The organism is Sphaerisporangium viridialbum, from assembly GCF_049674955.1.
GTDB classification, from domain to species: Bacteria; Actinomycetota; Actinomycetes; order Streptosporangiales; family Streptosporangiaceae; genus Sphaerisporangium; species Sphaerisporangium viridialbum.
Window position 1 is genome coordinate 6368509 of record NZ_CP187232.1, and the last position, 11968, is coordinate 6380476.

Consider the following 11968-nt stretch of genomic DNA (forward strand, 5'->3'; position numbering starts at 1 on the left):
CCTCCTGATCTTCGAGCGCGCCCGACGAGCTCCAACAGTACGCCCAGCCCACCGCCGCCTTCGCCGCCGGGCAGATCACCATGGCTGAGTTCGCGGCCCGGCCGGACTGGAACCGGTCTGGGTCCGCTTCCTCCACGACCTCCAGCTCGTCACCATGCCCGGCGAGGCCCTCGACCGGATCGACGAGGTGATCTGACCATGTCCCGCAGCCGATGGTCAGCGCGCCCCGACAGCGCGGGCAGCCACCAACCGGGCCACGTGCGCCCGGATCCGGTCGCGATCCTCGGGAAACACCGACTCCCACTCCTCATCGAGGGCGAACCAGCGCGGCGGCTGCCCTCTCTCCCCACCCAGCGGCACATCGAGACCAACGATCGCGGCGTACGACAGGCCAAGCGTCGGCGACCAGTCCGAGCGGTAGGAACGCACGCAGACCGCGGCCGGCACCTCCAGCAGTTCCGCGTGCAGCCCGGTCTCCTCGACCAGTTCGCGTGCTGCGGCGGCACGGGGAGTCTCTCCCGGTTCGACCTTGCCACCGGGCGGCACCCAGCCGCGCACCCGGTGCTTCACCAGCAGGACGTGCCCGAAGTCCGGATCGGTCACCCAGACATCCGCCGCCAGCGGCTCCATCGGGTGTCGACGCGCCTGCTCCAGCCAGGCCCGCGCACCGTCGAACTCAAGGGCCGCCAGGCCGACATCGACGGCCGCCGCATTCAAGATCGTCTCTTCGTTCTCGCGATGGATCACCCCGCACACCTTATGTCGTCGCCTCCGTACGGAACGCCAGCCACCGACACGAACACGGCTCCGGAAAGGGAGACCCGCCATGCACCGTGAAACGGCCAAACGCGAGGCCTGGATCGTCCTAGGCGGAATCCACCTGCTCAACCAGACCGCGCCACGCCAGCCGGACGACCCCATCGTCCTGGTCCAGGTCCCACCCCAGGAAGTGAGCACTTCCCCGACTACCACCGTGGTCGTCCACTGGGACGCGCTCGGCCCCTGCCCCGTCCGCCCGCTGACCGCCTCCGGCGACGCGCTCGCACCGGGCCGCGAGATCGACGGCAGCGCCCTCTTCCCCGACGCCATTGCCGGCCCCGACCTGATGGCGATGGCCGGCCCCACCGCGGCTCCCGGCCTCGTACCGCTGTGCTACCTGGCGCAACACGCCAGCGGCTACCACGTCTTCGCCCAGATCCGCTTCCACCCCGAGGACGCCTGCTTCATCCGCACCACCCCCATGCCGGTTGGCGATGGACCGGTGGAGGCCCTGCGCTGGCTGAACCCCGCACTCGAGGCCCACGCCTCCGCAGTACTCCGCCTCAACAACCACAAGCGGTACTTCCAGACTCACTTCGCCGGGACCGAGCTGGAGCACAAGTACAACCTGGCGCCGGGAACGGACATCTGGGCCGCCGCCATGGAGCTGCTGAAGGCTCTGCGTCACGGCGTCCTGGACGGCTGCCAGCCGGAGTACCGGGATGAGTTCCAGATCTACTTCACCGAGAACCACCTCTTCGACGTCACCGGACCCGAGGAAGAACTCGGCTACGCCTCCTTCATCCGGACGGTGAACGGCGGCCACGTACTGAAGCGGAAGTGGTATGCGGAGGACACCTTCGCGCGCCGCGAGCAGCTCTTCCCCGACGTAGACGTCCGCCCGGGCGGCTTCGAGGAGTATCTGCGCGAGAAGATGGGCCTTCAGGTGCGGACCATGCCGCCCTTCCGCCGCGTTCGCTACGACATCCAGTGCGAATCCATGGTCACCGGTCACATCTACGGCATCTTCCTCGACCACTGTTCGCTCCTCGCCGCACGGGACTTGGTGCTCTCGCAATGCGAGCTGGAGTACCGGCGCTCGCGCAGCTTCCTGGACCACGACCAGAACGAGGTGCTGGCGGAGATGGAACGCATCAGCCATTGGCTCCAGGACTACCTCACCGCTCGCGGTCTGACGCAGGAACGCACCTACTACTCCAAGCGCACCTTCCTCCGCGACGTAGTCGCCGCTCGGCCTGACCTTGCCCCGGCCCGCTGACGTGGGGCTGCGTCCGGGCCGTGAGCTGTGAGAGTGCACCCGGGGGTGTCGATGACAGCATCGTTCCCCGCCAGCACCCAGCCGGGCGACGACGACGGGGGTCTCGTCGGGGACGGCGGGGCCCTTGATGGCGTAGGTTTTCCTCGCGGCGTCTTGATCAGAGCGTGTGGATGGCGGCGGCGAGATGGGCGCGGATCCGGCTCTGCTCCTGCATTAGCTGCTGGAACTTCACGAAGGCCAGGGCGGATGTCCGCGCGAGGCTGCGCATGTTGAACAGGGTGTTGATCCATTCAGGGTGGGTGCTCTCCCACAGCGCCTGGGCTACGCGCTGCCGAAGGGCCTTGGTGAGGGGTCGGCCCTCCGCGATCCGGCTGCGGACGTCGAGGTTTTGGCCGTAGCCCATCCACTGGCAGGCGGTGTACAGCTCCTCGTCTGAGAGCCGACGCGCTGGGATGAGGCCGGTGTGCTGCAGGCGCTCAGCCAGGTCCCTGATCATGGTCGGAGAAGGAAGGTCAGCGGCGATGAGCCGTTGTACCCTGCTTCGCCCTTCTCCGGTCTCGTGATTGGTGCCCTCGGCCCGCAGTCTGGATCGCCATCCTTCGTTCTCGGGTTGGGACCGCTTACCGGTCAGCTCTTCGATGTGCTCGGCCGTCAGGGGCACGCTTCCCTTAGACCCGCCGGCGGTGAGGCCGCTGCCCCATGCCAGGACACCGGAAGTGACGATCGTCTGCCACAGGCTCGCGAGCAGGGCTGCGTCTTCCCGGGGATCGTGATCCCCGCGGCCGACCCTCAGGTCTGGATCCGGCCCGCCGGCGAGCATGTCGGGGATATGCGGCTTGCGGCGGCGCACACCCAGGTTCTCCCAGGCCAGGTCGGACAGGCCGCAGCCGGTCGACAAGCGGCCACCGCGAAGCCGATGGGCGAGCGCCAACGTGTCGACCGACCGCCGGAGCACCGAGTCGGGCACGGTGGTGACCATGGCAACAGCGCGTAAGTCGCTGGTCAGCAGCCCGTGGCCGATGATCAGCCGCTGGTTTCTGCCCAGTGCCGTGACCAGGCGGCTGGCCGGGTGGCCCCCCTCGATCAGCTCGTCACCGGTGATCTGCCACCGGTTGCCGTCCCATTCGGCATAGACCAGGCCGGCCCGTCCGACGGCCCACCCATCGGACGGCACAGCGGGGGTACCCCGGGCGAACGGCCGGCTGGCCCGGTCAAAGTCCAGATCGCAGAAGACCAGCGAGAGCCTGCCCGCCCGTTCAAGCCGAAGACGCGCACCCTTGCCCATCGCACTCGCTCCTCTCCGCGTAGTCGGTACAACGCGCATCGTGACATCAGGGTCCGACAGAACCGACTCGCGGCGGGTGGTCGACCCCGCCCCGCTGGGGACCGGTCGTGGACGCCGTCAAACGAGTTGCTGTCGGCGTACTGGCACAGGTGCAGAGCCGGGTACGGCTTGAGGGGCTCTGTCGCTGATCTTGTGACGCGGAGCCATCCGGTAGCTGATCATGTTCGGGGTGTATTCCGGGATGTGTTGAGGGCCTGCTCCCGCACTTGGCGGGGATCGTGGTTGAGGGCATGGAACGGGCGATGGGCGTGATCACGCTGTATGCCCGTGTCCGCGGAGTTGAGGGGATGTGCCCGCGTTGTGGGGAAGTTTCGGGGCGGGTGCATGGCCGGTACGTCCGGCGCCTGGCCGACGCCGCGGTCGGTGGTATGAGGACGGTGCTGGCGGTGACGGTGCGCCGGTTCAAGTGCGTCAACTCCGCGTGTGCGGCGGTGACGTTCGCCGAGCAGGTTGCCGGGTTGACCAGCCCGCACGCCCGATACACGCCGGTGCTGCGCACGATGCTGACCTCGATCGCGGCGGCGACGGCCGCACGGGCCGGTGCCCGGCTGGCAGCTCGTCTTGGGCTGCCGGTGGCCAAGGACACCCTGCTGCGGATGGTTCGTGCCTTACCCGAGGAGCCCGTCGGCTCGGTGCGTGTGGTGGCGGTGGACGACTTCGCGCTGCGCAAACGGGATCGGTACGCGACCATCGTCGTCGATCTGGAACGTAGACGCCCGATCGAGGTGCTTGAGGGCCGGGAATCCGGACCGGTAGCCGCATGGCTGGCCTGCCACCCCGAGATCCAGATTGTGTGCCGGGACAGGGCCCGCAGCTACGCCGAGGCCGCCCGCACCGGCGCGCCGCAAGCCCAGCAAGTAGCCGACAGGTCGCACGTCTGGCACAACCTTGCCGAGGCGGTGGAGAAACGGTCGGCGCCCACCACGCCTGCATCAAGACCGCCTACGTCGATCAGCCCGACGAGCACCCTCACGACTCCCCGGCCCAGCCCGCCGCCCTGCCGGACGGCCATCTCGACGTCCGCGGACGTAACCGCAAGCTGGTGGCCCGCACAATCGAACGCTACAGCGCGGTGCAAGACCTGGTGTCCCAAGGGCGATCGTTGAAGGGCATCAGCCGAGACCTCAACCTCGACTACTACTCCGTACGCCGCTACGCCCGCGCCGCCACCCTCGATGAACTCCTGGCCACCGTCACCAATCGCGCCAGCAAGCTCGACGCCCATAAGCCCTACCTGGCTCAGCGAGTCGCCGAGGGATGTCGCAACGCCCTGCAGTTGTTCCGCGAGCTCCAGGCCCGCGGCTATCGCGGCAGCTCCAGCACCGTCGGCCTCTACGTGCGCCTCCTCAAGCAAGGCAGCGTCCCGCCACCGCCGCCCCGACCCGTCCCACGGCCCCGCAGGGTCACCCGGTGGATCATGACCGATCCCGGCAACATGCATCCGAACGATGCCCACGAACTCAAACAGATCCGGATCGCCTGCCCCGAACTCGACGCCGCTGTCGAGCACGTCCGCGCCTTCGCCACCATGATGCGCCACCTACATGGCGAGCAGCTGCTGAGCTGGATCGACAGCGTCCGCGGCCACGACCTTCCTCATCTCCGCCAGTTCGCCGACGGGCTCACCCACGACCAGGACGCCGTCACCGCGGGTCTGTCCCTGCCCTGGAGCTCTGGTCAGGCCGAGGGACAGAACACGCGAGTGAAGCTGATCAAGCGCCAGGGGTACGGTCGGGCGAACTTCGACCTTCTCCGGAAGCGGATCCTGCAACGGAACTGACGACGTCACAAGATCAGCGACAGAGCCGCTTGAGGTACAGACCTGCACCGGGGTCAACCGGCCTCCGGTGAATCGGCTGCCTTCACGGTTGTGGGATCTGCCAGCGGCCCCGATCGGTGACCTTGCGTGACGGGCGCCCCGAGTTCGGCGATCCGCGCCGCATCCCGCTTCTGCTTGAGTTGAGCGTTCATCCGTCGGGCTGGAACTTTGGCGATTCGGTCAGAGGTAGGTGATGCCGGTCAGGGCCGTGATCGAGATCGCGGCCGATGGGCGCCGGGGGATAAGGTGCGTCGGTGGAGGAACTGAGTCGTCTGTTCCGCTTGGCCGCTGACCACGCAGCCGACTACCGGTGGTCGTTGCCGGACCGGCCGGTCGGAGTGTCGATCGACCAGGCTGCGTTGGCCAACGCGTTCTCCGGTCCTTTGCCCTCCGCCCCCTCGCCACCGGAGCAGGTGCTGGCGGACCTGCTCGCTGCGGCCGAGCCCGGCCTGGTTGGGAGCGCCGGCCCGCGATACTTCGGGTTCGTAGTCGGCGGCGCGTTGCCGGCGGCCACTGCGGCCGACATCCTCGCTGCCGGTTGGGACCAGATCGCGGCCAACGCCGTCACGTCGCCGGCAGCTATCGCAGCCGAGGCTGCCGCCGGCGCCTGGCTGAAGGAGCTGCTGGGGATCCCAGCGTCGGCGTCGGTCGGTTTCGTCACAGGCTGCCAAGCGGCCAATACCGTCGGGCTCGCCGCCGCCCGGCATCAGGTGCTGGCGGACGCGGGTTGGGACGTGGAACGGCGCGGGCTGCTCGGGGCGCCGCCGATTCGGGTGATCGCCGGAGACGAGCGGCACGGGACCATCGATCGGTCGCTGCGTCTGCTCGGCCTCGGGGTGGACGTGGTGGAGCCGGTGCCCGCCGGGCCGAACGGCGCCATCGACCTCGGGTCGCTGCGGGAGCTGCTGCGAGCCGGCTCCCCGGGCCCCACCATTGTGTGTCTCCAGTCTGGCAACGTGAACACCGGCGCCTGCGACCAGCTTCGGGAGGCGTGCGACCTGGTCCACCGGCACGGTGGGTGGGTGGGTGCATGTGGACGGGGCATTTGGGCTGTGGGCTGCGGCGAGCCCCGCGACCCGGCATCTGGTGGATGGGCTGGAACTGGCGGACTCGTGGGCCTGTGACGGTCACAAATGGCTGAATCTTCCGTACGACTCGGCCTTCGCGTTCTGCGCCCGGCCCGACGTGCATGCGGCGGCGATGTCCTACGCCGCCGCGTACCTGGTCGGTTCGGGCGGCGCACCGGCGGGAGCGGACCTCACCGCGGAGTCCTCGCGCCGGGCCCGCGGGTTCGCTGTGTGGGCCGGACTGCGGGAACTGGGTCGCGACGGGGTTGCGGCACTGGTCAACCGCTGCTGCGCGCTGGCCCGCCGGTTCGCTGAAGGCCTGACCTCGGCCGGGTTCGAGGTGGTGAACGAGGTAGTCCTCAACCAGGTGCTGGTTGGCTTCGGCGACGACGCGCGCACCGACGGGGTGGTGGCGGCGGTGCAGGCGGACGGCACCTGTTGGGCGGGCGGTACGACCTGGCGGGGACGGCGACTGCGGATCTCGGTGTCGAACGCCACCACAACCGAAGCGGACGTGGACCGGTCGGTCGGCGCGATCACCCTGTACCGCGTCAAAACGCGGCCACGACGGCTCTGACCTGTGGTTGACGGGGCCCGTATCCGCAGACAAGATCGCGTCTTGTGCTTGTTCGCCTGCTCTATCTGACAACACTCCGAGTGTTCGGCTGGCTGATGTTGACGGGCCGCAGTCAAGCGTCGAAGGACGCGGAAATCATGGTGTTGCGTCACGAGGTGGCGGTGCTCCGGCGTCAGGTCGGACGCCCGACGCCGGACTGGGCCGATCGGGCCGTTCTCGCGGCGCTGGCCCGATGGTTGCCGGCGGTCCTGCGCGCTCATCGGCTGGTCACCCCGGCAACGTTGCTGGCATGGCATCGTCGTCTGCTGCGACGGGCCTGGACCTACCCGCATCGGCCCGGGCGCCCGGGAACGACTCCGGAACTTCGAGACCTGATCGTGCGCCTGGCGCGGGAGAACCCCGGGTGGGGTCATCGACGGGTGCACGGGGAGTTGGTGCGGCTTGGCTTTCAGGTCAGCGAGGCGACCGTGCGGCGCATCCTGCGCTCACGCCGCGTCGGCCCGGCGCCCCGACATCTTGATACTTCCTGGCGGGCCTTCTTGCGGTCACAGGCCGAAGGCCTTCTGGCTTGCGATTTCTTCCATGTTGACACGATCTTTCTGAAGCGCTTGTACGTGTTGTTCGTGATGGAGGTTCGCACGCGACGCGTCCACGTCCTGGGCGTGACCAGCCACCCGACCGGTGCGTGGGCCGCTCAGCAGGCCCGCAATCTCCTGATGGACCTCGGCGAGCGAGCAGGGTCGTTCCGCTTCCTCATCCGCGATCGGGACGCCAAGTTCACCACCGTTTTCGATGAGGTGTTCGCCGCCGTGGGCATTACGGTGCTGAAGACTCCGCCGCGGACACCGAGGGGGAACTGCTATGCCGAGCGCTGGATCCGTACGGTGCGCGCCGAGTGCACGGACCGCCTGCTGATCTACGGCGAACGTCACCTGCGCTCGGTTCTGAACGAATATCTCGATCACTACAACGTGCATCGGCCGCATCAGGCTCGTGGGCAACGACCACCCGATCAAGATGAGCATGTGGTGGTGCCGATGGAAGGCCGGATCGAACGCCACAAGATACTCGGAGGAGCGATCAACGAGTACCGCCGAGCAGCCTAGCTCGACTGGTGAAAACCCAGATCAGACCCCACGCGCGAGTTTTGACGCGCTACACGGGCCTGGAGCCCGTGTTGTTCAGCACGCGGGCGGGTGACTCCTGCAGGGAGGCCAGGTGCAGGTCGCCGCCGCCTGCCGCACCGCCCCCGAACTGCAGGCCAAGTCCCGCCACCAGCACCTGGCCAGCCTCGGCCACGACATCCGCCTGGGCGAAGAAATCTCCGCTCGCATCACCGCCGAGCACGACCCGGCCCGGTACCGCCGACGCACCCGCTGACCCGGCCAGCCCCCAGCGCCGATGTCGACCAGTCCGGCCCGCTGCCCGGTCGAAACGCCGGGACACACCTGCGATGCAACATGCCTGCAGCGCCAGCCAACGTGCCTTACGTGCCTGAAAAGATCATCTCGCTCTGACCTGCGAGAAGAGGCCAAGAACCCAAGATAAGTGAGGCCGCGGCTCCGAAGACTGGGTCGCCACCCGCGCCCTGGCCCTGCTGGCCGGCAACGCCGAGCAGGTCGCCGCCACCATCGACGCTCAGGCCACCGCGGCCGGACTCACCGAGCAGCAGCGCGGCGGGATCGATGCCTGCATCCGTTACCTGACCGGCCATGTCGAACACCTGCGCTACGACCAGGCGCTGGAGAATGGCTGGCCGATCGCCACCGGCGTCATCGAGGGCTCCTGCCGCCACCTGATCGGCGACCGGCTGGACATCACCGGCGCCCGGTGGGGCCTGACCGGAGCCGAAGCCATCTTGAAACTCCGCGCTGTGACTTCCTGTGGAGACTTCGCGGCCTACTGGCGCTATCACCTCGACCGCGAGCACCACCGCATCCACCAAGGCCGTTACCAGGACCGATACACCATCACCGCGTGACCTTCCAGCTCAGTGCGGAAGAGCTGCACCCATCGACGATTCACGGCTTGAGCATGTTTGTGCCGGCCACCGGTGCGACCTCGGCGACCCGGTCCAGTAGCCGCACCAGCAGTGCACGGTCGCCGCCGGAGAAGGCGTCGCGTACGCCCTGCTCGATCGCGGCCGAGCGGCGGTGGGCGGCACGAGCGCGCTCGATCCCGGCAGGCGTGAGAAAGATGAGAACCACGCGGCCGTGATCGGGTGAGATCCGGCGCGCGACGAACCCTTTGGATTCGAGGTTGTTGACGATGCCGGTCATCGTCTGCGAGGTCACCAGCGCCTCGCGCGCGAGTTGCGTGCACGACTTCGACGCGCCACCCATGAGAAAGCTCAGCACCATGCACTGGGGAACGGTCAGGTCCAAGTCGCGCAGCGCCTCCGCCTTGCGCGCCATGATCGCCTGCTCGGCGCGTTTGATGTGAAAGCTGAGATCACCTACGGGCTCGACCTCAAGGTCGGCCCTGATCTCGCGACTCGTCTGGTTCGTCATCTGGTCAGTCATCCCTCCTCGACTATAGCCACCGGCTTGCTATCAGTCTCGCATGGTGTAGGGTCCTTCAACTATGAACGAAGCGACACTTCCAGAAGATCCTTCATCACGTGTTCGCCAGAGCCCCGCCTGGGTCACCCTGGTGCTCATCTGCGTGTCGGTCACGCTCGTCCCGTTGCTACTGACTGGGCCTGCGGTGGCGCTACCGGATATCGCCCGAGACCTGCGCCCGGGTGTGCAGGCGCTGCAGTGGGTGATCAACGGCTACAACGTCATGTTCGCCTCCTTCGTGCTCGCGTTCGGCGCGCTTTCCGACCGCGTCGGTCGCAGGCGCGTCTTCCGGGCGGGCGTGGCGCTATTCGGCCTTGGATCCCTGGTCTGCGCACTGGCCGATTCGATCGTCATGCTCGACCTCGCGCGTGTAGCGGCTGGCCTCGGCGCCGCCGCGACGTTGACCAGCGGATCGACGCTCCTTGCCGCCCGCTTCGAAGGTGCCCAGCGTGTGCGCGCCTTCGGCCTGTTCGGCACCGCTCTGGGCGCGGGTCTTGCCTTTGGTCCCCTCATCTCCGGCGTCATGCTGTCCGCACTGGGCTGGCGCGGCGTGTTCGTCATCCCCGCCATCCTTGGGCTGCCGGTGACGCTGGGCTCCAGGGCGCTGAAAGAATCGCGGAACCCCGAGGCGCGGCCCCTCGACTGGCCCGGAACCGTCACCTTCACCGGCGGCCTGTTCCTGCTCATCTTCGCCCTCGTCGAGGCACCCACCCAGGGCTGGAGCTCCAGAATCGTGATCGGCTCCCTGATCGGCTGCGTGGTGTTGCTGGGCGGCTTCGTCGTCGTCGAGCACCGTCAGCGCGCGCCGATGTTCGACCTGGAACTGCTGCGCTACCCGCGTTTCCTGGGGGTGTGTGCGACGGCGGTCGCGGTGGCCTTCACGATTCTTCCGCTGCTGGTCTTGCTGCCGACGTACTTCAGCGCCGTCGAGGGCTTCAGCGCCGTGCACGCCGGAGCCATCCTGTTGCTGTACACCGGGCCGATCCTCATTGTCCCGCTCCTGGCCACTCGACTGGCTCGGTTGATCTCACTGCGCACCCAGCTCGCGTCCGGGATGGCGATCATCACCGCTGGAATGATCTGGCTGACGGTCCTCGAACCTCATGTGGGGCTCGGCACGCTGGCCGGCCCGCTGATCATCAACGGCGTCGGGTACGGCTTGACGCTGGCCGTCCTTGACGGCGCCGCGGTGTCCAGCGTCGAGCTCGCACGGGCGGGGATGGCCTCCGGCATGTTCAACGCGATGCGCCTGACCGGCGATACGGCCGCAGCCGCCATCGGCGGATCCCTGATGGTCAGCATCACCGCCGCCCGCCTGGCCGGCCTTGTCCCCGACCCGCAAGCCGTCGCCGACGCCCTCAACACTGGCCTGCACACGACCTCACTCCAAGCCGCCACCGCCTTCAGCAGCGCCTTCCACGTCATCCTTTGGATCGGAGCCGCTGCCGCCCTCGTCACCGTCCCCATCCTGCTGTTTACCCTGCGCCCCGGGGAGCACGAGGTGCTCGACGAGAGCGAACTGCCACACCTGCAAGCAGAAGGTGTGCGCCGCACTGATCGTCTGCACGAACCGGTAGGTCAGCGACATGGGTGACGCTCTGGTGTACCGGATGACGATCGCTTATCCGGCACCCCCCGGTCGTTCAGAGCGCCTGCGCGGCTGCTAGCACGGACCCGAGTGGAGGCCCACGACGGCGGCCGACGTGCGCGGCGGGCACCCACACACAAGATCAAGCAGATAGAGAGGAAGAAATCATGGAACTGCAACTCATAGGAAAAACAGTCCTCATCACCGGGTCATCGGCCGGCATCGGTTTCGCCGCAGCAGTCGGCTTCGCCCGAGAAGGGGCATCGGTGATCTTGAACGGGCGGAACGAGGCACGGCTAAAGGAGTCGCGGGCCCGACTGCTCAACGCGGTCCCGGACGCCGCAGTGCGCGTCGTCGCCGCCGACGTCGGCACGGCCTCCGGATGCCAGGCGCTGATCGACGCCGTCCCGGAGGTCGACGTGCTCGTAAACAACGCGGCGGTCTTCGAACCGGAGAAGTTCGAAGCGATCTCCGATGCCGAGTGGATGCGGTACTTCGAGACCAATGTGATGAGCGGCGTACGGCTCGCCCGCCACCACCTGGCGCGGATGGTGGCGCGCAACCAGGGGCGCATCCTCTTTGTGTCCAGCGAGGCTGCCGTGCAGGTCTCGCCGGAGATGATGCACTACGCCATGACCAAGACGGCACTGCTCGCCGTGGCTCGTGGCCTCGCCGAGCTCACCCGGGGAACCAATGTCACGGTCAACACTGTTCTCCCCGGCCCGACGGCGACCGAAGGCATCGACGACTTCATGAGAACTCTCGCCAGCGAGCAAGGCCTGTCGGACAAAGAACTGAAGGAGAACTTCTTCGCCACCGCCCGGTCGACGTCGCTGCTGCAGCGCTGGGCCACTCCGGAGGAGGTGGCGCATCTCCTGGTCTACCTCGGCAGCCCGCTCGCGGCGGCCACCAACGGCGCCGCTGTGAGAGTCGAAGGCGGCGTGCTCCGCTCCATCCTGTAACGGCCCAGAAG

Annotated in this window: 13 protein-coding genes; 9 read left to right on the forward strand and 4 right to left on the reverse strand. The window is 67.9% G+C overall.

Annotated features, from left to right (window positions below):
• Positions 1 to 216: 216 nt before the first annotated feature.
• Positions 217 to 747 carry an NUDIX hydrolase gene (locus tag ACOZ38_RS28595; protein WP_424534256.1) on the reverse strand — a complete coding sequence of 177 codons (531 nt, stop codon included), beginning with the start codon at positions 745 to 747 and terminating at the stop codon, positions 217 to 219.
• 79 nt (positions 748 to 826) lie between these two features.
• On the opposite strand from ACOZ38_RS28595, the gene ACOZ38_RS28600 reads away from it, so the two are divergent.
• Positions 827 to 2038 carry a hypothetical protein gene (locus ACOZ38_RS28600; RefSeq protein WP_424534257.1) on the forward strand — a complete coding sequence of 404 codons (1212 nt, stop codon included), beginning with the start codon at positions 827 to 829 and terminating at the stop codon, positions 2036 to 2038.
• 157 nt (positions 2039 to 2195) lie between these two features.
• Here the strand turns inward: ACOZ38_RS28600 and ACOZ38_RS28605 are convergent, their stop codons facing one another.
• Positions 2196 to 3323, reverse strand: coding sequence for a hypothetical protein (locus tag ACOZ38_RS28605; protein ID WP_424534258.1), 1128 nt, complete (start codon positions 3321 to 3323; stop codon positions 2196 to 2198).
• A 302-nt stretch (positions 3324 to 3625) separates the two neighbouring features.
• Here ACOZ38_RS28605 and ACOZ38_RS28610 point away from each other — a divergent pair, with 302 nt between their 5' ends.
• From ACOZ38_RS28610 to ACOZ38_RS28635, 6 genes are all read left to right on the forward strand, one after another.
• Entirely contained in the window at positions 3626 to 4489 is an 864-nt protein-coding gene (locus ACOZ38_RS28610; protein ID WP_424534259.1) for an ISL3 family transposase, read from the forward strand.
• Positions 4486 to 5163, forward strand: coding sequence for a transposase (locus ACOZ38_RS28615; RefSeq protein ID WP_424534260.1), 678 nt, complete (start codon positions 4486 to 4488; stop codon positions 5161 to 5163). The genes ACOZ38_RS28610 and ACOZ38_RS28615 overlap by 4 nt, the downstream gene beginning before the upstream one ends.
• A gap of 293 nt (positions 5164 to 5456) precedes the next feature.
• Complete coding sequence (locus ACOZ38_RS28620; protein ID WP_424534261.1) at positions 5457 to 6326, forward strand: pyridoxal phosphate-dependent decarboxylase family protein; 870 nt, start codon at positions 5457 to 5459, stop codon at positions 6324 to 6326.
• Positions 6235 to 6846, forward strand: coding sequence for a pyridoxal phosphate-dependent decarboxylase family protein (locus tag ACOZ38_RS28625; protein WP_424534262.1), 612 nt, complete (start codon positions 6235 to 6237; stop codon positions 6844 to 6846). Before ACOZ38_RS28620 ends, ACOZ38_RS28625 begins: the two co-directional genes overlap by 92 nt.
• A gap of 44 nt (positions 6847 to 6890) precedes the next feature.
• Positions 6891 to 7952, forward strand: coding sequence for an integrase core domain-containing protein (locus tag ACOZ38_RS28630; protein ID WP_424534263.1), 1062 nt, complete (start codon positions 6891 to 6893; stop codon positions 7950 to 7952).
• 112 nt (positions 7953 to 8064) lie between these two features.
• On the forward strand, positions 8065 to 8226 hold the full coding sequence (locus tag ACOZ38_RS28635) for a hypothetical protein (protein WP_424534264.1): 162 nt from the start codon (positions 8065 to 8067) through the stop codon (positions 8224 to 8226).
• A 106-nt stretch (positions 8227 to 8332) separates the two neighbouring features.
• Here the strand turns inward: ACOZ38_RS28635 and ACOZ38_RS28640 are convergent, their stop codons facing one another.
• The gene (locus tag ACOZ38_RS28640; RefSeq protein ID WP_424534265.1) at positions 8333 to 8779 is read right to left on the reverse strand and encodes a hypothetical protein; all 447 of its coding nucleotides are present in this window, start codon (positions 8777 to 8779) and stop codon (positions 8333 to 8335) included.
• Positions 8780 to 8867: 88 nt separating this feature from the next.
• Positions 8868 to 9368: a MarR family winged helix-turn-helix transcriptional regulator gene (locus tag ACOZ38_RS28645; protein WP_424534266.1), complete on the reverse strand. Its 501-nt coding sequence runs from the start codon at positions 9366 to 9368 to the stop codon at positions 8868 to 8870.
• Between the two features lie 61 nt (positions 9369 to 9429).
• Here ACOZ38_RS28645 and ACOZ38_RS28650 point away from each other — a divergent pair, with 61 nt between their 5' ends.
• Together ACOZ38_RS28650 and ACOZ38_RS28655 are read left to right on the forward strand one after the other, a co-directional pair.
• Complete coding sequence (locus ACOZ38_RS28650; protein WP_424534267.1) at positions 9430 to 11001, forward strand: MFS transporter; 1572 nt, start codon at positions 9430 to 9432, stop codon at positions 10999 to 11001.
• A 161-nt stretch (positions 11002 to 11162) separates the two neighbouring features.
• A complete protein-coding gene (locus tag ACOZ38_RS28655; protein ID WP_424534268.1) occupies positions 11163 to 11957 on the forward strand; it encodes an SDR family NAD(P)-dependent oxidoreductase in 795 nt (264 codons plus the stop codon).
• Positions 11958 to 11968 lie beyond the last annotated feature (11 nt).